Consider the following 24,218-nt stretch of genomic DNA (forward strand, 5'->3'; position numbering starts at 1 on the left):
TTCATCGGCGCGTGGCGGCGGTCACGAACATGGGGAGGGCGAAGAACAGCCGTCCGTTCCGGCCTCGGTCACGTTGCTCGTCGATCCAGGATTCGGCCTGCGCGTCACTGATCGCCCCGGCCGCGTGCGCCTTTCCGGCCAGGTCGACCAGTACGGGCAGCATCGTCTCGTCGGTGAAGACCGCCGTGTGGACCTCGACGGTGATGTCGGTGAAGCCCGCGTCCAGCAGAAGGTTGCGGGAGCGGCGGACGACGCGAGGATTCACGACCTGGTCGGCGCGGGCGTGCACGATGGTGCGCGTGAGCGCCGGGTCGTCGGCGTCGATGACGAAGGTGTCCCAGTCCTGCCCGACCAGCACGACGCGTCCGCCGGGGGCGAGCACGCGTCGCGCCTCTTCGACCGCGCGGGCGGGGTCGTCCAGGACGTGGAACACCTTGTCGGCCCGGTATCCGTGCAGCTCCCCGTCGTCGAAGGGCAGCTCGTAGGCACCGGCGACACGGAAGTCCATGGTGGGCCAGCGCCTCCAGGCCACTCCGACCATCCGCTCGTTGGGATCGACGCCGACCGCCCGCGCGCCGTGTGCGGCCAGCTCCGTGACCGCTCGTCCGGCCCCGCATCCGACATCGACCACCCCCGCTCCGGGGGTGATTCCGAGCAACTCGTAGGAACGCGCGCGCAGTTCGCTCGCCTGAGGCAGGGTGTCCGCGAGGTCGAGCAGGGCGATGAGCGCGTCGGTGGCATCGCCGGTACGGTCGGTGGCCTGGTTCGTGTCCATGCCCCCGATCGTGCGACTTCAAGTTCGCTTGAAGTCAAGCCGGTGAGCGGGCGTCCTTGACGAACACGATCCCGTCCTCGTGCGCCGCGCGGACCGGGTCCAGCGGGAAGTAGCCGAACCAGGGGGACTCTCGGGCAGCGGGCGTCGCGTCGCCGAAGGCCTCCGCCAGTCGGCGGGGGTCGACGACGCATCGGTCCTGGGGGAGCGCGTACAGGAGCCCCTCGACGGTGTCCGGCGGCGGGGCCCCGACACCCCGATGCCAGATCGTGCCGAGGGCCGTGGCCACGAAGGCGTACCCCTCGCCCAGCCGAGCGCTGACGATCGCCCCGGCGCACCACCATTCCTGCGGCTGACCGCCCATCCGCATCGAGCTCTGGTGCCGCTGGAGATGGAGGTTGTGGGCGCTCACCAAGGTCGGGCCCCGGTCGGCGAGGGCGAGCAGGTTGGCGGCCATCATCGAGTCCCGCCCCGCGAGCAGCCTGGCCATACGGGTCGGTGACGTGTCCGCCATCCAGTGGTGGTACCGCAGCAATCCCGTGGCGGTCCGTCCGTACATGCGCGCACGGTCCCAGTCGTCTGGTGAGGACGTCGCGACCAGGCGCGGTGACTGCGCGTCGAGCAGGGCGACCAGGTCATCGACGAGCAGCCGCAGCCGCTGGGCCTCGTCCGTCCGCCCCACGGACTGGGACGGCTCCATCATCGCGGCCGGATTCGTCCATTGGTCGTCGGCGCCGAGTAGCTCGTCGAGTGTTTCCGCTGTACAGGGCAGCAGGCCGCCGTCGACCCGTTCGGCGAGATACGCGTGGAGCGCCGTGACGGCCTGTCGTGGGCTCGCGGCGCCGGTGATCTCCAACGGGCCGTCGAACCCGGCGAACCGCAGCCGCTCGGACGCGGGACGTTCCGCGTTGTACGCGCGCATCCAGCGCACCAGTTCGCGGTTTCCCGGGAAGGCGCCCCACTCGTGGCTGAATCCGCGCGCCATGACGTCGTCGAGGTCCCCGGTGCCCGAGGTGACGTGGTCGTCCACGATCAGGCCCATCATGCAGTCGCTCTCGATCGTGATCGTCCGGTAGCCCTCCAGCTCGACGAGTTGCCGGAAGAGTTCGTTGCGCACCGCGAGCAGATCCTCCTCGCCGTGCGTGGGTTCCCCGAGCGCGAGCAGCCGCGGCCGAGCCGAGAGCAGCCCCATGACAGTGGTGACGTCAACGGCATGGACGGCGTTCTCAATGGCAGTCATGCCTTAAACGCTAGCGTTGAAAGGACGATAAGTACTTTTTGGAGAAAACGCCAGGAAAGCCGGTTGGAACTCTCAAACGCGAGTACATGTCGGTTGGCGTGGTCGCTTCCGGGGTGGACGGTCGGATAACGTATCAGCCTATGGTGATGTCAGTAGAGGCTGATGTGTTGAAGGTGCTGGCGGATCCGCTTCGGGCCAGGATCGTGACGTTGCTCGCCGAGGAGGCGTTGTGCACGTGTCACCTGGTCGAGGAGACCGGGGCCAGGCAGACCAACGTCTCCAACCATCTGCGGGTGCTGCGGCACGCCGGGCTGGTGGAGGCCGAGCCGTCCGGGCGGTTCACCTACTACCGGCTCCGGCCGGACGCGCTGGACGCGGTCGCGGTGTGGCTCGGTGAACTCGCCGCCACGGCCCGTGCCGTCCAGGGCGAAGGTCGCAGGAGGCCCTGCACGTGACCGCGCGGACCGGAGCCGAGACCGGGCTGGTCGGAAGGCTGTCCATGCTGGACCGGCTGCTGCCGGCGTGGATCATGGTGGCCATGGCCGCGGGGCTCGGACTCGGCCGCGCTGTGCCGGGGCTGGACGACGTTCTGTCCGCGGTCGAGGTCGGGGGAGTCTCGCTGCCGATCGCGGTCGGGCTGCTGGTCATGATGTACCCGGTCCTGGCCAAGGTTCGGTATGACCGGCTCGACACCGTTACGGGCGACCTGCGGCTGATGGTCTCGTCGCTGTTGCTCAACTGGGTCGTCGGGCCCGCGGTGATGTTCGCGTTCGCGTGGGTCTTCCTGCCTGACCTGCCGGAGTACCGGACCGGGCTGATCATTGTCGGGCTGGCCCGCTGTATCGCCATGGTCATCATCTGGAACGACCTGGCGTGCGGTGACCGGGAGGCCGCAGCCGTCCTCGTCGCGTTGAACTCCGTCTTCCAGGTCGTCGCGTTCGGTGCGCTGGGTTGGTTCTACCTCAAGGTGCTGCCGGGGTGGCTCGGCCTGGCCACTGACGACCTGCACCTGTCGACCGGCAAGATCGTGGTGAACGTGCTGGTATTCCTCGGGGTGCCGCTGGCAGCCGGGTACTTCACCCGCCGCGCCGGAGAGGGGGCGCGTGGTCGGGACTGGTACGAGAACCGGTTCCTGCCCCGGGTCGGTCCGGTCGCGTTGTACGGTCTGCTCTTCACCATCGTCGTACTGTTCGCCCTCCAGGGCGAAACGATTACCGACCGGCCCTATGACGTCGCCCGCATGGCGGTGCCGCTGCTGATGTATTTCGCGGTGATGTGGGGCGGAGGGTTCATCGTCGGTCGCGCCGTTCGGCTGGCCTATGCGCGGACGGCGACGTTGGCGTTCACCGCCGCCGGAAACAATTTCGAACTCGCCATCGCCGTCGCCATCGGCACTTTCGGTGTCACCTCCGGCCAGGCCCTGGCGGGTGTGGTGGGGCCGCTCGTCGAAGTGCCCGTCCTGGTGGCCCTGGTGTACGTCTCCCTGTGGGTTCGCCGCCGTACGGAAGCGAGGACGATCGATGCCTGACAAGCCCAGTGTCCTGTTCGTCTGCGTGCACAACGCCGGGCGTTCGCAGATGGCCGCCGCATACCTCACCCACCTCGCCGGGGAGAGCGTCGAGGTGCGTTCTGCGGGGTCGATGCCCGCCGAGCACGTCAATCCGGTGGTGGTCGAAGTAATGGCGGAAGAGGGAGTCGACATCACCGCCGAGACGCCCAAGGTGCTCACCGTGGACGCCGTCCAGGCGTCGGACGTGGTCATCACCATGGGGTGCGGCGATGTCTGTCCTGTCTTTCCCGGCAAGCGTTACCTGGACTGGCGGCTCGACGATCCGGCAGGACAGGGGGTGGACGCCGTCCGCCTCGTCCGCGACGAGATCCGTGCCCGGGTCGAAACCCTCGTCGCCGAACTCGCCGCCGGACACCGCGGCGGCGGACACCGGTACATTCGAGGCGGCATGTACTGATGCGAGGTGCCCCTTGTGGGGAGAATCGGGAAGCCGGTGAAATTCCGGCACGGGCCCGCCGCGGTAACCGGGGAGCCGTCGTCCATGCGCGTCACGCGCGGTCACTGACCGTCAGGTCGGGAAGGCGGACGATTCGAGCGTCGATCCGGAAGTCCGAAGACCGGCCTCGCTCCGGCGGCCACCATCATGGTGGCCCTACGCAGCGGGAGCCTGCCTTGAACATCTACGACGTCATCCACCGCCGCCGCGACGTGCGCGCCGAGTTCACCGGGGCGCCGATTCCGAACGACGCGCTCGACCGCGTTCTCGCGGCCGCGCACGCCGCGCCCAGCGTCGGGTTGTCACAACCCTGGGATTTCGTCCTCGTCACCGATCCGGCCGTACGGCGCGCCTTTCACGCGCACGTCCAGACCGAACGCGCGACCTTCGCCGCGACCCTTGAAGGGGACGCCGCGGACCGGTTCGCCGGAATCAAGGTCGAGGGAATTCTGGAGTCGAGTCTCTCGATCGTGGTCACCTACGACCCCGAGCGCGGCGGACCGGCGGTTCTCGGACGCCATGCGATCGCCGACACGGGCCTGTACTCGGTGTGCCTGGCCATCCAGAATCTGTGGCTGGCGGCGACCGCGGAACGGCTGGGAGTCGGCTGGGTCTCGTTCTATCGGGAGCCGTTTCTGCGTCGCCTGCTCGGCATTCCGGCGACGATTCGTCCGGTGGCCTGGTTGTGCGTCGGCCCGGTCACCCGCCATCACGACACCCCGGATCTCGAACGGCACGGCTGGCGCCGTCGCCGGCCCTTGAGCGAGGCCCTCCACCACGACCACTGGTAAGGCACCGTCGAATCGTCGTGCCGGCCCGGCGTCGTTTGGCTCGACCAGTGAGGGAATAAGGAAGGGTCGACGCCGAACTCAGCGTGGGTGATACAGCATGGACGCGATCTTCGTGGTGGTACTCGCCTTCATGATCATTGTGATGGCGGTGACGTTGTTGAGACTGCGGAAGAGAGGACCCGGGCCCGCCGTGCTCTGGGTCCCGCGACGCCTGCGTTCTCGCGTCAACCGCAATTACGCCGAGCAGGGCTGGTCAACGCCCTACGACGAGCGAGGCCACCGGAAACGGGACCGCGAACTTCCTTGATGCCGGGCGTCGGCGACGATCACCGTCCACAATGATTGGAGGCTTGCGATGCGCGGTCCGATATCCGCCGGGAACATCATCGCGGCCAACGGAATCAACAGTCCGATAGCGGTGGTTCTGACCGCGGTGCTGATCGTGGGAATCCTCGTGATGACCCTTGTGACATTGTCCCGGATGGCGCGGCGGAAGTGACCAGGGCCGGCGTGGTCCCGGCCGCTGCTCCACAAGGGGAGAACGGCCGGGACCACGCCGTCACGGAAACACGCGGACGTCACATGGTGAACGTCTCCTCCAAGGCACATCCGTACTCGGTGCCCGTGGTCACCCCCGCGCTGGCACCGGCCTCGCCGGTCATCGAGATTTCGGACGCGGCGGTGAGGCCCGGTGCGCTGCAGCTACCACCGACCGTGAGCCCCGACTGGACCTGGCCGGTGTTGGCGGTCGCGGAGCCGCCGACGCCGACGTCCAGGCCGAGGCCCACCGAGCCGATCGGACGTGTCCCGCCGTCCCCGGTCGCGACCCCGACCCCGACACAGGCGAAGTAGCAGACATCGATCTTGAACTGCTCGTAGAAGTGTCCGGTCGGATCGAGGTTGTTGATCGGATTGTCGCCGGCGTAGGCGTAGCGGTTGCCGGTCCTGGGGTCGCCGATGGCGTTGACGACGTCCTGTTGGGTGAAGCGGCCCCGACCCTGGTCATAGAAGCGATCACCGAGTTTGAGCAGGCCGCTCGCCGGTTCGTGAAGACCGCCCGTGTAGCGCATGAGGTTGAGGGCCGACTGCGGGCCGTCGTCCGCGGTGGTCTCGCCGTACGGACCGTAGGTGTAGGCGGCCTCCCGCGTGCCGGCCTGGGACACGATCGAGGTGACCGAGCCCAGGCCGTCGCTTCCGAACGCGTGCGGCTTGCCGTCGTCGAGGTAGCCGAGCGGAGTCCCGCCGCTGTCATGGATCATCCAGAAGGTGGTGCTGCCGTAGGTGTAGGAGACGATTCCGCCGCTCGTGCCCGCAGACCGCCCGTAGACCACCGACAGGCCTTTCGCGCTTGTCATCTCGGCCTGGCCGGGGCCGGCGTACGCGTACGGGATCGTGCTGGTCCCCCGGGTGAACCGGGTGGTCTGGCGGGCCGCGTTGTAGGTGCCTTCGAGACCGTTTCCGGCGGTGCGGTTGCCCGCGGCGTCGTAGGTCTCGCCGCCGGTCGTCACCTGGTTGGCGGAGTTGAAGGTCAGCCGCTGTGTCTCGGTTCCGTCCCTAGTGACGGAGGTGCGGTTGCCGCGTTCGTCGTACCGGTACTCGTAGGTGTGTCCGGCGACGTTGGTGGCCTTGGTCAGGCGGTTGCCCTTGTCGTAGGTGTAGTCGCTGATCGTTCCGGTGAGGTTGTCCTTGCTCCACTGCCGCAGACCGCTGTCGTTGGACTTGCCGGTGTCGCACGACGTGGCGGAGCCCCGTTTGGAGTAGCAGTAGGAGACATCGGAGATCTTCTTGCCGTCGTCACCCGCCCGCGAGGTGACGATGCGGGTGATCCGCCCGGAACCGTCATAGGTGTTGCGGGTGTGCATCGCCCATGCGGTGGAGGAGGTCCGGTTGAAGTAGGTGTCGGTGCGGTTGCCGTCGTCGTCGTGGTCGAACTCCCACGTCCTGCCCGCGTAGTCGGTCATGCTGGCCAGCAGGTTGCGGACGCTGTGCACGTAGTGCAGGGTGCCGGCGTCGTTGAGCTGGTCGACCAGGTTTCCGGTGGCGTCGTACTGCCAGGTGATCTCGCCGCCACCCGAGGTGGAGTGCCGCCCGCCGAGCAGGTTGCGTTGGGTGTACGTCCAGGTGGTGGTGCCGGTCGCGTCGGTCCGGGTACGGACGTTGCCGGCCCGGTCGTACGTGTAGGTGACCGACGGGGTGCCGTCGGAGTAGGCGATCGTCAGGACGCGGTCGTTGTCGTCGTAGGTGTAGCCGGTCTTCTTGCCGTTCCCGTCCGTGACGGTGTCCAGCCGCCCGTAGCCGTCGTAGGTGAAGCTCTTGCGCCCGAGGCTGTTACCGGTCGGCGGGGTGACCGACTTCAGCTGGTGGCCGTCGTCGTAGGAGTAGGTGGTGGAGTTGGTGCCGTTGCCGGGGTCGGTGGACTCCTTGACGGTGCCGTCGTCGTTGTAGGCGAGCTTGGCCTCGGCCGCGAGCGCGTTCTTGGCCGAGGACAGATTCCCCGGACCGTCGTAGGTGTAGGCGCTGGCGTTCCCCTGGGTGTCGGACCCGGCCGAGGGCTGGTACGCGGCGGTCGGGTTCTGGTCCGTGGGCGAGTTGCCGTACGTGAGCGACGACGTGGCGCCGGTCGGCGACGCGGACCGGGTCGGCGACTCGCCGCCGTTGGCGCCGAAGGTGTTGGAGGTCATGCCCTGGTTGGCGTTCTCGTACGAGGCGACGTCGCTGAACGGGGTGTAGGTCTTGGAACGGGTCTTGCCCGCCGGGTCGACGGTCTTGGTGACCCGGTCGTTGGAGTTGAGCGTGTAGGTGGTGTGCGGGACGTCCTCGACGGGCTTGGACTGGTCGGTGTTGGGGTCGGCCACCTGCGTCTCGGTGTCGGACGGGTAGGCCAGTCTCGTCACCTGCCGGTTGGTGGACCCCACCCGCGTGACCGACAGGACGCGGTGGTCGCCGTCATAGACCAGTTCGGTGACCGCGCCCTTCCCGTTGGAAATGGAGTTGAGCCGTCCGGAGCCGTCGTAACCGAACGACATCACCTCACCCGCCGGCTCCTGGATTCGCTGGAGCCGGTCGGCGCCGTCGTAGGTGTAGACCGCGATACGGCGACCGCCCCCGGCTTTGTCCTGGGCGTACCGGGTGAGGCGATCGCCGTACGAACCGACCTTGATCTGCCGACCGGTCGTTTCCCCCTTGGGTTTGTAGGTGATCGTGGAGATGTTTCCGGAGGTGTAGCCGAAATCGGTGACGTTGCCGTTGCGGTCCTCAAGTTTGGTCGGCAGGCCCGAGGAGTCGAAGTAATGCCGCTGACCCGAGCCGTGGTCGGTGTACTTCCATCCGCCGCCGGACTGGGTCACCAGGTCGCCCTTGAACTCCTTGGGCGAGGTGTAGCCCGATCCGGACGGGGTGAACACGCCCGACACCCCGTCCGGTCCGGTGAAAGTGACCGAGTCGTCGCTGTTCTCATATAACCGGACGTCCTGGCCGAGGCGGGTGCGCCAGCCCGGCGAGACGACACCGGTCGGCGCGTCGGCGGCATGCAGCAGGCTGTTGTAGGCGGCCCCCACCGTCACGTTGCCGCCGACCCCGGGAAGCGACATGTCGGTGGTGCGCACCATCGCGTTGCCGGAGCCGGTGTTCACCTTGAGTTGCAGGTAGTCGGCCAGGTTGAAGGAGAGGAAGGTACCGTTGCGGACCGGGCCGATCCCCACCGGTACCGACGCGAGGGCGGCGGTCCTGGGGGTCCGGGTGCCGGACGGCGCGCGCGCCGGAATCCTCGTCTTGGAGGCGTCCGCGACCGTTCCCGGACTCACCAGGCGCACTCCGCCTCGTTTGGACGGTCCTAACCTGGGATTGGCCGCGTTCGGAGATCCGATTTCCGGGTACAGGCGCTGGAATTGGTGGGCTCGCGGGGCGTCGGCGACGGTGTCGGCGGTGGCGGGTGGCGCGAAGCCAGAGACCGTGAGCGCCGAAACGGCGACCCACGTCGCAGGTTTTCTGAACACGTTCGTTTCCTTCTTTTCGGCGTAGAGCGCCGTACCGGTTTCACCCCAGGGCATGGCGAAAGAATTTCGCGTTGTTCTGTGATGCCCGGGGGAGGCGAGATGGGCGTGGCCGTGCCGACGGCGATGCTTGTCGGACAGGACGGAAACCGGCCGGCCGGAAGGCCCTTTCTGCGGGGGGTAGGAGGAGACGTTTTTTCGCCGTGATCTTGACGACATGGATTATGGTGGACTTGAAATCATCAAAAGTAAACCCCCTGGAACGGGTTTGAACGGATGGCCGCAGGCGGTTGTCGGAATTCTTTCCGACAACCACCTGCCGAGAGCGGCAGGGCGTGACCCGTCTCCCGGATGGCCGAGAACGGTTGGAAGGTCCGCCGGGGCGAGGGCGCCGCGGTCGGAACCCGCGTCGATGTATCGCGGGTGTATCGAAAACCGGATACGCCCTGACAACGGCCCGCCGCCTTCAGTGGAGGCATGGACCACAGCGCATCTCCGTCATCACCGTCCCGTTGTCCGCGCGGATCCGTGCCGGTCGTCGGCCCGGCGATCCTCGGTGGCGGGCCCTGCCGAAGATCGGACGGTCGTCGTCGCGATCGGGGTATCGGCGAGCGCGGCGGTGAGCGGTGAAGACATCGTCCCTGGAAATCAAGGTTCGCGTCCTGGCCGTCCTCACGCGGCTCGTCGGAGTGCTGCTGGTGCCGGTCGCCTGGTGCCGTGCGCCTGGCCAGGCCCGGTTCCTGGCCTGCCAGTGGGCGCTGGGGATGCGTTTTCCCGCCGAAGACCTGCGTGGGCTGGCACCGGAGGCGTTGGCGGCGTTCACCCGCGCGCGGACCGAGGCGTTCTGGCGGTACGGGCAGTTGATCGGCCTCACCTCGGGGTACCGCGACCCGGCCGAGCAGTACCAGATCTTCACGAAGGAGGTGCGGCGCACCGGCTCGGTGGCGGCGGCGCGGCGCCGGGTGCTGCCGCCGGAGGAGTCCAGCCATGTGCGGGGGCTCGCGGTCGACGTCCGGCCGACCGAGGGCGCGCGGTGGCTCGAACAGCACGGTGGACGGTACGGGCTCTACCGCGTCTACGACAACGAGTGGTGGCACTTCGAGTACCGCACGGTTCCCCCGGTCCGGTTGCCGCATCCGGGTGAACGGCATCCCCGTGCCGCAGGCGACGGTCGCCCTCCGATGTTCACGCCCGGGACGCGCCCGTGAACGGGGTCACGGCCGCCCCTGAGCGCCGCGCGGAGACTCTGGAGCCGCCGACCTTGCAGACGCTGCCGGTGGCGTTGACCGCGAACGTGGCCAGGATCCGCGCGCGGACCCAGAGCACGATCATGGCCGTGGTCAAGGCCGACGGCTACGGTCACGGCGCCGTCGCGGTCGCCAGGGCCGCGGTCGCCGCCGGTGCGGGGTGGCTGGGGACGACGAGCGTCGCGGAGGCCTGCGCGTTGCGCGCCGCGGGGTTGACGGTGCCGATCCTGACCTGGCTGCACCCCGATGGGATCGATGTCGGGGCGGCGGTGGCCGCCGGGGTCGACGTCGCGGTCGGGTCGGTGGACGAACTGGGTGCGCTCGTCGCGCGGGCCACGTCGCCGGTGCGGGTCCATCTCCACATGGACACCGGGATGTCGCGGGGTGGTTGTCCGCGCGGGCGGTGGGACGAACTCGTCGATCTCGCTCGGCGGGGTGGTGAGGCCCGCAAGGTCCGCGTCGTCGGGATCATGGGGCATCTCGCGCTGTCCGACCGGGCCGATCCCGCCGCGAACGTCCCGGCGGTCGCCGCCATGCGGCAGGCGCGGCGGGCCGTCCAGGCGGGCGGGCTCGGGTCGCCGCCGGCCCATCTCGCGGCCACGTCGGGGACGCTGACCGACCCGGCGACCCACTTCGACATTGTTCGCGTGGGGGCGGGACTGGTCGGCATCGATCCCTCCGGAACCGTGGACATGCACGGCGCGTCCCGTCTGACCGCGCCGATCGTCCACACCACGGCGGTCCCTTCCGGTACGCCGGTCGGATACGACGGCGCGTACGTCACCGACCGCGCCACCCACCTCAGCGTCCTGCCCGTCGGGTACGCCGACGGGATCCCACGAGAGTGCTCGTCCGAGGCCGGTGTCGAGGTCCATGGGTGGCGTTTCCCGGTCGTCGGACGGATCTCCATGGATCAGATCGTGATCGACACCGGCGCTCGGGCGTTCCCGGTCGGCACGTCCGCGACCCTGTTCGGGCCGGACGGGGGAGCGACGCCCACCGTCCAGGACTGGGCCCGCTGGGCCGGGACCATTCCGCACACCATCGTCACCGGCATCGGGCCGCGCGTGCGAAGGAGCATCGGATGACACGGCGGATCGTGGTGGTCGGTGGCGGCGAGAACGCCGAGCACGACGTCTCCGTGGCCACGGCCGGGGCGATCGCGCGGGGGCTGCGCGAGGGCGGGTTCGACGTCGAGGAACTGATCATCGACCGTGACGGGACGTGGCGAGCGGGGGCCGCCGCGCTCGGATCGCGGGTGGCCTGCTCCCTGGCGGCGGCGTTGGGTGTGATCGAACGCGCCGACGTCGTCTTCCCGGCGGTGCACGGCCCGTCCGGTGAGGACGGCACTCTCGCGGCGTTGTGCGCCCTGGCGCACGTCCGGATGGTCGGCTCCGCCCTGCGCGCCGGAGCGGTCGGCATGGACAAGTGGACGACCAAGCTCGTCGCCCAAGCCGTGAACATCCGCACCGCACCCGGCCGCCTGGTCGCGGCGACGGACATCGCCGGTATCGGGTTCGAGAAGGAGGTCGTGGTGAAGCCCGCCTCGGCCGGGTCGAGTTACGGTGTCGCCCTGGCCCGCGACGCCGCCGAACTGCGCGAGGCGCTGTGCCACGCGGCGCGGTTCGACGACCGGATCCTGGTCGAGGACGTCGTGGCGGGACGGGAGATCGACGTGGCCGTCCTGCGCGAGGCCGATGGCCGTCGATGGGCGTCGCCGCCGCTGGAGATCCACGCCGACGGCCTGTTCGACACTCAGGCGAAATACGACGGGTCGGCCCGGTTCACCGTGCCCGCCGATCTTGACGCCGCCGACCGGGCGGCCCTGACCGACGCGGCGCTGCGGATGTTCGACGCGCTCGGCTGCGCGGGCGTCGCCCGCATCGACTTCTTTCTCACCGACCACGGGCCCGTCCTCAACGAGATCAACACCATGCCGGGCATGACGGCCCACTCGCAGGTGCCCAGGATGTTCGCCGCGGCCGGGCTGCCCTACCCCGGGCTCCTGGCGCGGCTGGTCGACGCGGCCACCGTGCCCGACCCCACCGGCGCGGTGCGGCGAGACTCATGATCCCTGGCAGGGGGTCCCGTTTGCATATGCTGGCGATATGTCCTGTTGCATACCCTTCGGGGATGCGCGTGCTGATCGTAGAGGACGAGCCCTACCTGGCCGAGGCCATCCGTGACGGCCTGCGGCTGGAGGCGATCGCCGCGGACATCGCGGGCGACGGCCACTCGGCCCTGGAGATGCTCGGCGTCAACTCCTACGACCTGGCGGTCCTGGACCGGGACGTCCCCGGGCCGTCCGGCGACGAGATCGCCCGCAGGATCGTCGCCTCCGGCAGCGGCATCCCGATCCTCATGCTGACCGCCGCCGACCGGATCGACGACAAGGCGTCGGGGTTCGAACTCGGCGCCGACGACTATCTCACCAAGCCGTTCGACTTCCGGGAGCTGGTGCTGCGGCTGCGGGCGCTGGACCGCAGGCGCGCGCACGCCCGGCCTCCGGTCCGCGAGATCGCGGGCCTGCGGCTGGACCCGTTCCGGCGGGAGGTCTTCCGCGACGGACGCTATGTCGCGCTGACCCGCAAGCAGTTCGCCGTGCTCGAGGTGCTCGTCGCCGCCGAGGGCGGTGTCGTCAGCGCCGAGGAACTGCTGGAGCGGGCCTGGGACGCCAACGCCGACCCCTTCACCAACGCCGTCCGCATCACCGTTTCCGCCCTGCGGAAACGTCTCGGTCAACCATGGCTGATCGCGACGGTACCGGGCGTCGGCTACCGCATCGACACCGGCGACGATCCCGCCGGCCCGGGTGGCGCCCGTGACTAGGCGCCCGGGGCTCAGCGCACGGCTGAAACTCACCCTGAGCTACGCCGGGTTCCTCATGGTCGCCGGGTTCATCCTGCTGGCCGTGGTGTGGGTGTTCCTGCTGCGCTACGTGCCCGACGGGGTCCTCGTCCTGGAGCCGCGCCACGAGAGGTACGGCGGGCCGCCCCAGCCGAACATGCCGAACCGCTCCGATCTCCAGGCCGCCTTCGTTCCCCGCGCGACCCAGGCCCTGTTCTTCCTTCTGGTGTTCGGGCTGGTGGGAGGGTGGCTTCTCGCGGGCCGGATGCTCGCGCCCCTCAACCAGATCGCGGACGCGGCGCGCCGGGCCGCCAACGGATCGCTGTCCCACCGCATCCGGATGGACGGCCCGAACGACGAGTTCCGCGAACTCGCCGACGTGTTCGACACCATGCTCGGGCGGCTCGAAGCCCACGTCACCGAACAGCAACGGTTCGCCGCGAACGCCTCCCACGAACTGCGCACGCCGCTGGCCATCTCGCAGACGCTCCTCGACGTCGCCCGCAGCGATCCCGCCTGGGACCGCGGCGAACTCCTCGAACGCCTCCGTACCGTCAACACCCGGGCGATCGACCTCACCGAGGCCCTCCTGCTGCTCAGCCGCGCCGACCGGCAGAGCTTCGCCCGCGAGTCCGTCGACCTGTCGCTCATCGCCGAGGAGGCCGCCGAGATGCTGCTTCCGCTCGCCGAACAGCGCCAGATCACCCTTGAGGTGACCGGTGAGAAGACGCAGATCCACGGCTCCCCGGAGCTTCTCCTGCGGATGGTGACGAACCTCATTCAGAACGCGATCGTCCACAACCACCCCACCGGCGGCACCGTCACGGTCCACACCCGGACGCAGCATGACGTGAGCGTGCTGTGGGTCGAGAACTCCGGTGAACTGATCTCGCCGGAACTCCTCCCCACCCTCACCGAACCCTTCCAACGCGGCACCCAGCGCGTGCGGGCCGAGGAACACGCGGGGGTCGGTCTCGGGCTGGCCATCGTGCACGGCATCGTCCGGGCGCACAACGGAGCCCTCGACCTCGCTCCCCGCCCGGCCGGCGGTCTTCTCGTCACGGTCCGGCTTCCGCACACGTCGCTGGCGCCGTCCCCGAACGGGGTCCACCAGACCGGGTGACGGACCCGATCCCGATTCGGCCACAGACGCGACCGCCGGCGCGAAGGAGAATGTGGACGCCGCCGGAGGGACGGCGGACGTCCGGCGAGGCCGGCTGCTGAGGAGGGACGCGATGGCCCGGATCGTGGTGGTCGGCGAGGCCCTGGTCGACCTGGTCGGAGACCCCGGCGGACGGCGGTTCCGCGCCGATCCCGGCGGTGGCCCCGCGAACGTCGCCGTCGGGCTGGGGCGGCTCGGCATCGCCGTGACGCTCGTGACGGGCCTCGGCGACGACGCGTTCGGCGGCCTGGTCACCGAGCATCTGACCGGGTCCGGGGTGACGCCCGCCGGGTGGGCGGAGCCGTTCACCCCGCTCGCCGTCGTGTCGGTCGACGAGCTGGGCGTGCCGTCCTACGACTTCGCGATCTCCTGGACGTCCGCCCGGCCGGAGCCGCCGCCGGGCACGGCCGTCCTGCATGCCGGGTCCATCGCGGCGGCGCTCGCGGCGGGCCCGGTCGAGGCGGCGATGGCGGCGGCGCCCACGGTCAGCTACGACCCGAACATCAGGCCGCCGTTGCTGCGCGACCGGGCGTCCGAACGGCGGCGGGTCGAGCGGCAGGTGGCCCTCAGCGACGTGGTCAAGGCCAGCGACGAGGACCTCGCATGGCTCTATCCGGGGGACGACCCGGTGGAGGTCGCGCACCGGTGGGTCCGCCTCGGCCCCGCGCTCGCCGTCGTCACCCGCGGCCCCGGCGGGTGCGTCGCGGTCACCGCGACCGGGCAGGTCGAACGGCCCGCGCCGGTCGTCGAGGTCGCCGACACCGTGGGCGCGGGGGACGCGTTCATGTCGGGCCTGCTGTCCGGCCTGCTGAGCGGGGGCCTGCTCGACCCCGCCCGCCGCGACGAGCTGGCGCGCGGTGACGCGGCGTCGCTCTCGGGCCCGCTGGCCGCGGCGCTGGCGTCCGCCGCGATCACCTGCACGCGTCCCGGCGCCGACCCGCCGACCGCCGACGAACTCGACGCGGTGCTCTGAGCACCGGCGGGCCGCGGAGGGGTCAGTGCTCGGTGTCGGCGATGTCCAGATCGCGGGGCGTGAGCATCCAGACCACGGCCGCGGCGGCGAGCATGAGGGCACTGCCCGCGAGGCCCGCCCAGCTCAGCGAGGTGGTGAACACCTCCTGGGCCCGGGCGGCCAGCTCGTTCCCGGCCGCGCCGGCGCCGCGGGCGACCTCCATCGCGCCGCCGAGCGACTCCCGGACGTCATGCGCCGCCTGCCCGGTGACGCCGTGCCCCGCGAGGTCGAAACCGGACAGCCCGTCCCGGTACACGGCGGCGGCGACACTGCCCAGGACCGCGACGCCCAGCGTCGCGCCCAGCTCGTAGCCGGTCTCCTCGACCGCCGCCGCGCTGCCGGACCGTTCGGGCGGTGCCCCGGCCATGATGACCGCGGACGCGACCGCGAGCGCGCCCATGCCGACACCGACCAGGAACGTCGAGAGCGCGACGGGCCAGTAGCCGAGCGGCTCCCCGGCCACGAAGATCACCAGATAGCCGATGCCGCCGACGGCCAGCCCGCCGGCCAGGACCGTCCGGGCGCCGAGCCGGGCGGCCAGCGCGGGCGCCAACGGTGAGAACACGGCCGCGCCGACCACCTCGGGCAGCAGCCGGATACCGGTCTCCAGCGCCGAATAGCCCTGGACGAGCTGCATCCACTGCGCCAGCAGCAGCATGATCGCCGCGATCGAGAGACTGGAGACCAGCGCCACGACCGTGCCCGCGGTGAACGCCCTGCCACGGAACAGCCGCACGTCCAGCAGCGGTTCCGGACGTCGCAGGCACCGCCGGACGAACCAGCCCAGCCCGGCCACGGCCACGACCCCGGTCACGACGTTCGCGCCGGTGATCCCTTCGTCCCCGACGTCCTTGATCGTGTAGACGAGCGCGGTCATCCCGACGATGGACAGCGCGGTGCCCACCGCGTCCCAGCGTCCCGGCCGAGGATTGCGGGACTCGGGCAGCAGCCACAGCGCGGCGACGATCGCGACCGCCATCACCGGCACGTGCACCAGGAACGCCGAATGCCAGCTGAACGCCTCCAGCAGCAGCCCGCCGATGATCGGGCCGAGGGCGGCGCCGAGCGCGGCGGTGGTGGCCCACACCCCCAGGGCGGTGGCACGTTCCCGCGGGTCGGTGAACAGATGCCGGATCATCGACAGCGTGGACGGCATGATCATCGCACCGCCCGCACCGAGCAGCGCGCGGATCGCGATCACCTCGCCGGGGGAACCGGCGACCAGGACCCCGAGCGAGGCGAGCCCGAAGACCGAGAACCCGGCGACCAGCATCCGCCGGCGTCCCCACCGGTCCCCGAGCGCGGCCGCCGTCACCAGCAGCCCCGCGACGACCAGCGAGTACGCGTCCACCATCCAGAGCAGCTCGACCGCGCTTGGCCGCAGGTCGGCCGACATCTCCGGCAGCGCCACGTTGAGGATCGTGATGTCCATGACGATGAGTAGCAGGCTCGCGGACAGGACCGCGAGCCCGGCCCACCGGTGCGGGTGCGGCGGGACGGCGCCGACGCCCCGCGGCGACACGGTGGCGGTCATGAGGAGGACCCGCCGACACCGGCGCGCAGGGTCGTCAGGACGTGCTCCTCGATGTCGCGCCGGGCGACGCTGCCCTGGCGGAGGCTTTCGCGGACGGCGACCATGAGCCCGTACACATGGTTGCTGATCCAGGCGCCCGGCAGGTCGGACCGGATCACACCGGCGCGCTGCGCGGCGGTGTAGAAGGCGATCTCCCGCCGTTCCAGCCGGTCGGTCCGGTCGACGAGGTCCGGGAGGGACGCGGTGGTGTGCGCGGTGAGTGCGTAGCCGTGTTCCTCGGCGTCGGCGACGAACCGGCGGATCAGCGTCTCCAGCGCGGCGGCGATACGGACCGGATCACCGGACGCCCCGGCCTCGTCGATTCCGGCGAGGTCCTGGCTGGTCTCCCAACTGTCCAGCGCCCGGGACCCGAGCGCGTGCATGAGCGCGTCGCGGGTGGCGAAGTGCCGGTGCAGGGTGGCCCGGCTGACGCCGATCGCCTCGGCGAGCCGTCCCATCGACAGCGTCGGGTCCGTGTTCAGACACCGGATGGCCGCGATGACGATCTCGTCCTGCTGGCGCATGCCGCTCCAATCATGCCTCGTTTGCGACAATTCTGTCGCAAACTGTACATGATTGTTCAGAGTGGGTCAGTGCCGGTCGTGGACGTGCAGCGCGATCCACAGGTCGTACCGGACGGAGGGCGCGCCGAGCAGCGATCGCTCCAGGAGCCCCTCGATGCGGACGAGACGCTTGCGCAGACCCGGTACCGAGATGCCGAGGCTCGTCGCCGCGGTCTTCAGGTTCGCGTCGCTGTCCAGCCAGCATCGCAACGTGTCGAGGAGCAGCGGTGAATCCTGGTCGACGAGCGGCTGGAGCTGGTTCTTCGCCCAGTGCCGCACATGGTCCGTCGCGAGGAGGGCGTCCAACGTGATCTCCTTCGCGTCCTCGTCCTCGGGAGAGCCGACCAGCCGCAGCGCCAGATGCACCTCGGTCTGCGTCGCCAGATCGGTCAGGTCGCACCCGAGCAGCCCCTCGATCCGGCGCAGGCGGGAGGCCAGCGTGTTGCGGTGGATCTTCAGCACCCTTGCCACGCCGCTGGAGAAGCTCAGCCAGGAGCGCAGTGTCTCCGTCAGTTCCGCCGCGCCGGGGTCCTGCGGGCGGTCCGGCCGGTGGCGCAGGAGCGGGCGGAGTTTCGCGAGCGCCCACCGACGGCCGTCCGGGCCCAGCAGCCCGGCCAGCGATTCCTGCGGATTGAACCGTGCGAACCGGTCGGCGCTGTTCCGGGCGACGGCCAACGCGTGGTAGGCCTGCTCCCATCCGGTGCCCGTGTCGGCCAGCGGGACCGGCAACCCGACGCCCACGCACACGTCGCCGCGGCGGGGGACGAGTTCCTGGAGCGCCCGGGTGAAGGGGTCCTCCCGGCTCTGCGATGCGGACACCGGAGCGAGCACGATCACATGTTGCGCGTAGAGGGGGCACCGGACGACCCACGCCCGGTCGTCGGTCGCCTCGACGCACCGCGCCACGAGCCGGTCTCTCGCCTTCTTCGGCCCCTCCGCCACATGGACGCGGACCATGTCCGCCAGCTCAGGTCGCAACGCGCCCGCCGTACGACGGGCGGCCGACAGCTGACCGGTCATGAGGAAGTGCAGCACGGCCTCCCGGTTCCGCAGATCCACCTCCTCGACCCGCGCCTGCCGCCGGGTGAGCTCGTCCAGGCGCCAGCGCGTCCCGATCAGCCGGGCCGCGTCCGTGACCAGGCGCCGGGCCTCCGGCGTGAACGGATCACCTCCACCGACGACCAGGACCGGAGAACGTCGCTGCTCGCCGATCGCCAGCACATGGACATGATCGCCCCGGTAGCTGACGGAGGCCGAGCTGATCTGCCCGTCCGCGACCCGCCGGACGTCGTCGCGCACATGCCGGAGAAGACCGTCAGGTACGCGTGGACGACCCGAGTGCGGCCGTCCGGACCGATCGACGAGAACGGCGTATCCGTCCAGGTGCCGGGCCAGGAGTTCCAGCAGGCGTGGCAGACCGTCCGGCCGGACGAGTTCGCGTTGCATGTCCCGCAGGGCGTCCGAATCCTCGTGCCGGCGGCGTTCGTCGAGAATCGCCGCGTGGACGGCCGCGGACGTCCACGGTCCGTCGTCGGCGACGACCAGCAGAGGCAGGCCGCACCGCTCCCCGGCGGCTATCCATCGGTCCGGCGGGCTCCCCGCCCGCAGGATCACACCGGCGACGTCGAGATCGGCCAGGCGTCCCAGCAACTCCTCGACACGTCCGGCGGCCTGATCGAGGAGGGCGGGGGAGACCAGGACGAGAAGGAACCGGAGCAGATCACGGTCCACGGCGGTCTCGCGCCGTCGAAGGAACTCGTCGAGCGGCAGTTCCGGCTGGACGACGCCGTCCACCGGCCGGTCTCCGTACCGTTCCTCGTCCGTGTCGGTGAGGAACCGCAAGTCGAGACCGGGCCGGTGCACCAGCGCCCCGAGAGTGGTCAATGGACACCTCCCTTCAGCTCGACCGTCGGTGCGAGCAGCCCGAAGGCCAGACCTAGCTTTACCAGGACTCCGACAGGCATGAAGAAAGGACGCCGCCACTCGTGCGGGTCACGCCGGGCGACGATGACGCGGCCGGCGCGAACGGCACCGGGCCCGCCCCCCCCAGAGCCCGGTACGGTCCGACACTAGGACCGCGGTCACACGACGAACCAGGATCACTCTGCACAGTGAGCCCGCCATCCGGTACGAAAACGCTGAGTCAGCCGCACACCCCGGCAGGTCAGCCACGTACTCACGGCGACTCGATCGCATGGGAAATCGCGACGTCATCCGCTCCGAAACGGACCGATGTCCTCGGCCTGCTTTGTGCGGTTGCGGCACCTGCGAAATATCGGCTGCTCGATGCGTTGTTCGTCGAAATCTTCGACGTTTGTGGACGAACGACGGGGATCACTTGCAGGAAAACGCGGATTCGACCGACGGCTTTCGAAGGATCGGTCGAGAGCGGCGATTTTCGGAAGACGGCCGATTTTGTTTCGATTAAGCTGATCGTGATAAGGCCCTCGGGTTCCATCCTCACTGAAAGGATGTGGCGCACATGCGCCGAAAGATCGCCACCTTACTCGCCCTGACCGCGGTCGCTCTCGGTTCATGGACGTCCCTTAATGTCACGCTGGCCATGGCGCGGTGATGTAAAGAGTGGACCGACAAGAACACGCATGGAGTGGCCTGCTACGGCTATACGCAGAAATACTACGCCGCCATGGCGCGATGCAATAATCGCAAGGTCGTTCAAGGGGCGACCCGGAGGATGGGCAGCGGTGTGTGGTCCTACGCCTACTGCACCAGCGTCAACTCGTCACTCACGTACGGCTACCACAAGGTGTGGGGATGATGAAGCGCTCGGCCGTGCGCCCTGACCTACATGCCCCCAGGCCAGGGCGCTTCTGACGCGTTCAGTTCGGCCGGCCCCCGATGCTGCTCTCAACCTTGGGAAGGAACCCACCGCCGCATCGGGGGCGGGCGGGCTTTCAGAGTTCGCCCTCGGGTTTTTCGGGCATGGCCGCCTGTACGGCCGGGTTGAATTCCATGAGGATCTCTCCGGCGGCGCTTCCCTCCTTGGTATAGGAGTGCGGGATCGTCACCTCCACATAGGCCTTTCGTCCCACGGCCGTAAAGGTGACGGGTCTCGTCTGTGGCGTTGGCAACCATTGCACGCCGTTGATGACGGCGATCATCGCCCGCATGTCGTGTCTGGGGAGCGGAACCCCGCAACGTAACGCGATCGCGGGAGATCCCCAAGCCGCAGTGAACGTCGATCGCGGGCTCACCTCGCGTCGCGTTCGGCCGTGGACCTTGTCCGGCAACTTGAGTCTCTTGCACAGTTCGGCGGCGGCGACGTCCGGCCGCGGCACCGGCACCTGAACGACGCCCGCACCGCAACCGGTAATTGTCGCGGCCAGAGCAAGGGCCGCAGAGACGCCGGGCAAGGTTCGCACGCGTCCATATTAGTGCGGACCTTCAATCGTTTCCGGGCTTACCGTCCATTGAGAAAGAACGCGCGGGTCAGTTGCGGCGGGTCGTGATGGTGTTCGTTGCGACTACGGAGGCGGTCAGGAGGAGGGTGGCGACCAGGGCCAGAGCGAGGAGCGGGGAGGCGACGTCTTCTGGGGATCGGTCGCTGAGCAGGAGCTGGACCGTTGGGCGGACGGGGGTCAGCCACGGCACCAGCACGGCCGCGAGCGCGGCGGAGACCGCGGCCGCCACCGCGTAGCCCTGGCGGGCGATGACCGGCCGGGAGCACACCAGGCCCACGGCGACCCCGACCGCGGCGGTCGTCAGTTGCGCTCCGGCCCCGACCGCGACACCGGTCGCCGTCACCACGTGCTTGCCCGTCATGGCGGGGTAGCCGGCGCCGAAGACGGTGAGAAGGGCGCAGCAGGTCACCGCCACCGCGGCGGTCGCCGCGAGCGGACGTGCCGAGCCGCCCGCGCTGACGATCGTCACCCCGCGCTGCACCGGGTCCTCGCTGTTCACCAGCGTCGCCGTGAGCCAGATGGCGCACAGGAACATGAACATGGCGCACAGCGAGTAGGCGCCGATGAGTGGGCCCGAGTCGGCGCTCGTCCCGACCACCACCGCGGTGCAGAAGAGCAGGGCGGGAGCCGCATAGCGCTGCGAGAGGACGAAGCCCGTGAAGCTGTAACGATAGAGGGCGAACACGGTGCGTTCCCGTCCTCTCATGTCTCGCTGGTGACGGCGGTGATCGACCAGCCGTTCTGCAACGCGGTGAGGAGAATGGCCTCCTGGTGCTCGCCGAGGACGTGTATCTCCACTTCCTCGCCGCTGCGCCGAGTTCGAAGCACACCCTGCATGTTCGCCCAGTCGAGTTCGCAAGAGGCCGCCGGCGGTTTGGGAACCACGGCGACTCTGAATACTTTCCTGGGTTGTTCGGCTTCTGGAGGCGAGGTCGCCGGTTCGAGGGAGCCTTCGGTGATTCGGCAGATCCTGGTGGCGTTCTTCCGCACGAATTCGTCGTGATGCTCGGTGAAGAGGACGGCGCCGCCCGACGCGGCCTCGCGCAGGAGGTCCGCCAGCACCCCGTGGACGGATTCGGCCAGGCCGGAGGCCGGTTCGTCGAGGACGAGCAGCCGGGGCGGCACCATCATGGCCTGGGCCACCGCGACCTTCTGGGCGTTGCCCTTCGACAGTCGCCGCAGGGGCGTGCCGCTGCCGCCGACGAGTTCCAGCCGCTCCAGAAGCTCGTCGGCGCGGAGCCGCGCGGCCCGGGAGCGTAGCCCGCGGATTCGCCCGATATGGCGCAGGTAAGAGGCCGCCGACATCCGGTCATGGCAGGGAAATCGTTCGGGGACGTAACCGATCGCGCCTTTGGGCGACCGCACGGTTCCGGTCGAAGGACGGGACAGTCCGACGACGATTCTCAGCAGCGTGGACTTTCCCGAACCGTTTCCGCCCACGATGGCCAGGCGTTCTTCCGGCGCGACCTCCAGATCGACGTCGCGAAGGATCAGCCGGTCTCTTTCGTAGCGTTTGGAGATCCCCTGTAGCTGCACCACCACGACGCCCTCCGGCTGCTCTGGTCACCCGCCCTCACCATAAATGGTCTTGGTGGCGGGGGGTCTCGTGGTCGTCCCGGCGGTCCAGGCGCCCGCCCGGCGACGTGCAGGTCCTCGCGCCGGCGATCCCGGCCGAGCACAGGCCGATTCACGTTCTTGACTGGCAAGCAGACGTATGTTCTCATTCATCAGACAAAGTACGAACTTGGCAGCACGGTGACACCCAGGCAGCCCCCGCAGGGACGCCCCTGCGAACCGATCGGTCCCGTCTCCGCCGACCGCAGGAACCCTGCGCAGCGATCGGGTCCGCTTTTCCGCTGACTCCCTCTCTCACTCGATCTAGCCCGATCTCTCCTCTCCGTCTCGGACGTCCGGCACTTCTTTCACCGGAGGGCAAGGCCACCCCCCATCAACGCCACATCCCCTGCTTCGGAGGACCCCTAGATGCGGAAACAGCTCATCGTTGCGGCTGCCGCAACATTTGTGATGCTCGTGAGCGCGTGTAGCGCTGACAGCGGCGATCCGGACGGCGGCGGCGGTGGTGCGGCCAAGCCGAAGCAGAACGTCGCCTGCCCCCCGGTGGACCAGGCGGCGATCGACAAGAACGCGACGTTCACCTGGATGTACAGCGTCGCCAACACGAGCTTCGACCCGGACAAGGTCACCACCAGCAACAGCTGGATGTACCTCTATCCGGTCTACGACACGTTGATCCAGATCGACGCCAATGGCGAGCCGCGGCCGATGCTCGCGAAGGAATGGAAGATCGGGGACGCCGGTAAGACCCTGACCCTGACCCTCATCGACAACTGGAAGTACCACGACGGGACGCCGTTCGACGCCGCGTCCGTCAAGGCGAACATCGACCGGCACCGGGCCGACAAGAGCTTCAACAAGCAGGCCCTGAGCGACGTCACCGAGGTGGAGGTGGTCGACAAGGCCACCGTGAAGATCGGCACGAAGCAGGGCGCGGCGCCGCTCGTCGGGATCCTCGCCAGCTCGGCGGGCATGATGATGAGCCCGAAGGTGTTCGACGACCCGAGCCAGGCGAGAATGCCCACCGGCGGGTCGGGCGCCTTCAAGGTGACCGCCTACGAACCCGCCACCAAGGTGGAGTACACGCCGGTCCCGGGCTACTGGGATCCGAAGGCCGTCAACGTCGCCAAGATGGTCTTCCTGATCTCCAGCAACGACAACGCGCGCCTGAACGCCACGATCACCGGCACGGCCGATGTCACGTTCCTGCGTTCCAGCATGTACCAGCCGGCCAAGGACGCCAAGCTCGTCGTGTGCCAGAAGCCGAGCCTGGCGAGCTTCACGATCGCGCTGAACGTCAAGAAGGCGCCGTTCGACAAGAAAGAGGTCCGGCAGGCGCTGAACTACGCGATCAACCGGGAGGCGGTCAACGAACTCCAGGGCGGTTTCTGCCAGCCGGGCGTCCAGATGTTCCCGACCGACTACTACGCGGCGGACCCGTCCCTCTCGCCGGACGCCTACCGCTACGACCCCGGCAAGGCGCGTGAGCTGCTCGCCAAAGCGGGGGTGAAGGACTTCTCGTTCACGCTGGAGACCAACAACCTCGACGCCTACACCAAGGTCGCGGAGCTGATCCAGGCGAACCTGCAGGAGGTCGGCATCAAGATGACCATCCGGCCGGTCGAGCTGCCGAAGCTGATCGAGGGCTTCTCCGTCAACAAGTCCGTGGACGCGATCATGGTGCAGCAGAAGGCCGACGCGGACCCGAGCATCCAGGTCTCCTCCTACTACCTGCCCGACGGTTTCAGCAACCCGGGCGGCTACTCCAACCCGACGATCACCGACCTCGCCACCAAGGCCAAGGCCGCCGAGACGCGGCAGGAGAGCGCGAGCATCTACAAGCAGCTGTTCCGGACGGCCCACGAGGACGCGGCGCAACCGGTCACGCTCTGCCACCTCAACACGCCGATGGCGATGAACGACAAGGTCATGGGGCTCCAGATCTTCGTCGACGGTTCCCGCCAGTTCCGCGGCATCGCCATCAAGAAGTGACCCGCCGATAGCGAGCGGGTCCCG

The 24,218-nt window shown here is 69.2% G+C and carries 21 protein-coding genes and 1 riboswitch; of the genes, 12 read left to right on the top strand and 9 right to left on the bottom strand.

What is annotated here, in order from left to right; all coding sequences use genetic code 11:
• Position 1: 1 nt before the first annotated feature.
• Together BZB76_RS26310 and BZB76_RS26315 are read right to left on the bottom strand one after the other, a co-directional pair.
• Entirely contained in the window at positions 2-775 is a 774-nt protein-coding gene (locus BZB76_RS26310) for a methyltransferase domain-containing protein (RefSeq protein WP_121437107.1), read from the bottom strand.
• Between the two features lie 34 nt (positions 776-809).
• A complete protein-coding gene (locus BZB76_RS26315; RefSeq protein ID WP_121437108.1) occupies positions 810-2,012 on the bottom strand; it encodes an erythromycin esterase family protein in 1,203 nt (400 codons plus the stop codon).
• A 140-nt stretch (positions 2,013-2,152) separates the two neighbouring features.
• Here BZB76_RS26315 and BZB76_RS26320 point away from each other — a divergent pair, with 140 nt between their 5' ends.
• From BZB76_RS26320 to BZB76_RS26340, 5 genes are all read left to right on the top strand, one after another.
• Positions 2,153-2,467, top strand: a complete 315-nt coding sequence (locus BZB76_RS26320) for an ArsR/SmtB family transcription factor (RefSeq protein ID WP_121437462.1) — start codon at positions 2,153-2,155, stop codon at positions 2,465-2,467.
• Positions 2,468-2,511: 44 nt separating this feature from the next.
• Positions 2,512-3,540, top strand: coding sequence for an ACR3 family arsenite efflux transporter (gene arsB, locus BZB76_RS26325; protein WP_121437463.1), 1,029 nt, complete (start codon positions 2,512-2,514; stop codon positions 3,538-3,540).
• Complete coding sequence (locus tag BZB76_RS26330) at positions 3,533-3,979, top strand: arsenate reductase ArsC (RefSeq protein WP_121437109.1); 447 nt, start codon at positions 3,533-3,535, stop codon at positions 3,977-3,979. The genes arsB and BZB76_RS26330 overlap by 8 nt, the downstream gene beginning before the upstream one ends.
• Positions 3,967-4,162, top strand: a riboswitch (cobalamin riboswitch). It overlaps the preceding gene by 13 nt.
• Positions 4,163-4,194: 32 nt before the next feature.
• The gene (bluB, locus tag BZB76_RS26335) at positions 4,195-4,809 is read left to right on the top strand and encodes a 5,6-dimethylbenzimidazole synthase (protein WP_121437110.1); all 615 of its coding nucleotides are present in this window, start codon (positions 4,195-4,197) and stop codon (positions 4,807-4,809) included.
• A gap of 97 nt (positions 4,810-4,906) precedes the next feature.
• On the top strand, positions 4,907-5,116 hold the full coding sequence (locus BZB76_RS26340) for a hypothetical protein (RefSeq protein ID WP_121437111.1): 210 nt from the start codon (positions 4,907-4,909) through the stop codon (positions 5,114-5,116).
• A gap of 271 nt (positions 5,117-5,387) precedes the next feature.
• On the opposite strand, the gene BZB76_RS26345 is transcribed toward BZB76_RS26340, so the two are convergent.
• Positions 5,388-8,612 (bottom strand): RHS repeat-associated core domain-containing protein, encoded by a 3,225-nt coding sequence (locus tag BZB76_RS26345; RefSeq protein WP_170180754.1) that lies wholly within the window; start codon positions 8,610-8,612, stop codon positions 5,388-5,390.
• Positions 8,613-9,427: 815 nt separating this feature from the next.
• Here BZB76_RS26345 and BZB76_RS26350 point away from each other — a divergent pair.
• From BZB76_RS26350 to BZB76_RS26375, 6 genes are all read left to right on the top strand, one after another.
• On the top strand, positions 9,428-10,009 hold the full coding sequence (locus tag BZB76_RS26350; protein WP_211343194.1) for a M15 family metallopeptidase: 582 nt from the start codon (positions 9,428-9,430) through the stop codon (positions 10,007-10,009).
• Complete coding sequence (alr, locus tag BZB76_RS26355) at positions 10,006-11,136, top strand: alanine racemase (RefSeq protein WP_121437113.1); 1,131 nt, start codon at positions 10,006-10,008, stop codon at positions 11,134-11,136. The genes BZB76_RS26350 and alr overlap by 4 nt, the downstream gene beginning before the upstream one ends.
• A complete protein-coding gene (locus BZB76_RS26360) occupies positions 11,133-12,119 on the top strand; it encodes a D-alanine--D-alanine ligase family protein (RefSeq protein ID WP_121437114.1) in 987 nt (328 codons plus the stop codon). The genes alr and BZB76_RS26360 overlap by 4 nt, the downstream gene beginning before the upstream one ends.
• 62 nt (positions 12,120-12,181) lie before the next feature.
• Positions 12,182-12,877: a response regulator transcription factor gene (locus BZB76_RS26365; RefSeq protein WP_121437115.1), complete on the top strand. Its 696-nt coding sequence runs from the start codon at positions 12,182-12,184 to the stop codon at positions 12,875-12,877.
• Positions 12,870-14,018 carry a sensor histidine kinase gene (locus BZB76_RS26370; protein WP_121437116.1) on the top strand — a complete coding sequence of 383 codons (1,149 nt, stop codon included), beginning with the start codon at positions 12,870-12,872 and terminating at the stop codon, positions 14,016-14,018. Before BZB76_RS26365 ends, BZB76_RS26370 begins: the two co-directional genes overlap by 8 nt.
• Positions 14,019-14,070: 52 nt before the next feature.
• Entirely contained in the window at positions 14,071-15,030 is a 960-nt protein-coding gene (locus tag BZB76_RS26375; protein WP_211343195.1) for a carbohydrate kinase family protein, read from the top strand.
• A 22-nt stretch (positions 15,031-15,052) separates the two neighbouring features.
• Here BZB76_RS26375 and BZB76_RS26380 read toward each other — a convergent pair whose 3' ends face one another.
• From BZB76_RS26380 to BZB76_RS26405, 6 genes are all read right to left on the bottom strand, one after another.
• Positions 15,053-16,603: an MFS transporter gene (locus tag BZB76_RS26380; RefSeq protein WP_121437117.1), complete on the bottom strand. Its 1,551-nt coding sequence runs from the start codon at positions 16,601-16,603 to the stop codon at positions 15,053-15,055.
• Positions 16,600-17,166, bottom strand: coding sequence for a TetR/AcrR family transcriptional regulator (locus BZB76_RS26385; protein WP_121437118.1), 567 nt, complete (start codon positions 17,164-17,166; stop codon positions 16,600-16,602). Before BZB76_RS26385 ends, BZB76_RS26380 begins: the two co-directional genes overlap by 4 nt.
• 66 nt (positions 17,167-17,232) lie before the next feature.
• Positions 17,233-19,089: a PucR family transcriptional regulator gene (locus BZB76_RS26390; RefSeq protein ID WP_121437119.1), complete on the bottom strand. Its 1,857-nt coding sequence runs from the start codon at positions 19,087-19,089 to the stop codon at positions 17,233-17,235.
• Between the two features lie 1,031 nt (positions 19,090-20,120).
• Complete coding sequence (locus BZB76_RS26395; protein ID WP_246007221.1) at positions 20,121-20,588, bottom strand: DUF3515 domain-containing protein; 468 nt, start codon at positions 20,586-20,588, stop codon at positions 20,121-20,123.
• Between the two features lie 67 nt (positions 20,589-20,655).
• A complete protein-coding gene (locus BZB76_RS26400) occupies positions 20,656-21,333 on the bottom strand; it encodes a hypothetical protein (protein WP_121437120.1) in 678 nt (225 codons plus the stop codon).
• Positions 21,330-22,169, bottom strand: coding sequence for an ATP-binding cassette domain-containing protein (locus tag BZB76_RS26405; protein ID WP_211343196.1), 840 nt, complete (start codon positions 22,167-22,169; stop codon positions 21,330-21,332). Before BZB76_RS26405 ends, BZB76_RS26400 begins: the two co-directional genes overlap by 4 nt.
• A 489-nt stretch (positions 22,170-22,658) precedes the next feature.
• On the opposite strand from BZB76_RS26405, the gene BZB76_RS26410 reads away from it, so the two are divergent.
• Positions 22,659-24,194 carry an ABC transporter substrate-binding protein gene (locus BZB76_RS26410; RefSeq protein WP_170180755.1) on the top strand — a complete coding sequence of 512 codons (1,536 nt, stop codon included), beginning with the start codon at positions 22,659-22,661 and terminating at the stop codon, positions 24,192-24,194.
• Positions 24,195-24,218: the final 24 nt, after the last annotated feature.

It is taken from the genome of Actinomadura pelletieri DSM 43383, from assembly GCF_003634705.1.
Taxonomy (GTDB): Bacteria; Actinomycetota; Actinomycetes; order Streptosporangiales; family Streptosporangiaceae; genus Spirillospora; species Spirillospora pelletieri.

Excerpts from the sequence above, each read along its gene's own strand:
- BZB76_RS26310 (WP_121437107.1), bottom strand. The coding sequence starts at position 775 with ATGGACACGAACCAGGCCACCGACCGTACCGGCGATGCCACCGACGCG.
- BZB76_RS26315 (WP_121437108.1), bottom strand. The coding sequence starts at position 2,012 with ATGACTGCCATTGAGAACGCCGTCCATGCCGTTGACGTCACCACTGTC.
- BZB76_RS26320 (WP_121437462.1), top strand. The coding sequence starts at position 2,153 with ATGGTGATGTCAGTAGAGGCTGATGTGTTGAAGGTGCTGGCGGATCCG.
- arsB (WP_121437463.1), top strand. The coding sequence starts at position 2,512 with ATGCTGGACCGGCTGCTGCCGGCGTGGATCATGGTGGCCATGGCCGCG.
- BZB76_RS26330 (WP_121437109.1), top strand. The coding sequence starts at position 3,533 with ATGCCTGACAAGCCCAGTGTCCTGTTCGTCTGCGTGCACAACGCCGGG.
- BZB76_RS26340 (WP_121437111.1), top strand. The coding sequence starts at position 4,907 with ATGGACGCGATCTTCGTGGTGGTACTCGCCTTCATGATCATTGTGATG.
- BZB76_RS26360 (WP_121437114.1), top strand. The coding sequence starts at position 11,133 with ATGACACGGCGGATCGTGGTGGTCGGTGGCGGCGAGAACGCCGAGCAC.
- BZB76_RS26365 (WP_121437115.1), top strand. The coding sequence starts at position 12,182 with ATGCGCGTGCTGATCGTAGAGGACGAGCCCTACCTGGCCGAGGCCATC.
- BZB76_RS26380 (WP_121437117.1), bottom strand. The coding sequence starts at position 16,603 with ATGACCGCCACCGTGTCGCCGCGGGGCGTCGGCGCCGTCCCGCCGCAC.
- BZB76_RS26385 (WP_121437118.1), bottom strand. The coding sequence starts at position 17,166 with ATGCGCCAGCAGGACGAGATCGTCATCGCGGCCATCCGGTGTCTGAAC.
- BZB76_RS26400 (WP_121437120.1), bottom strand. The coding sequence starts at position 21,333 with ATGAGAGGACGGGAACGCACCGTGTTCGCCCTCTATCGTTACAGCTTC.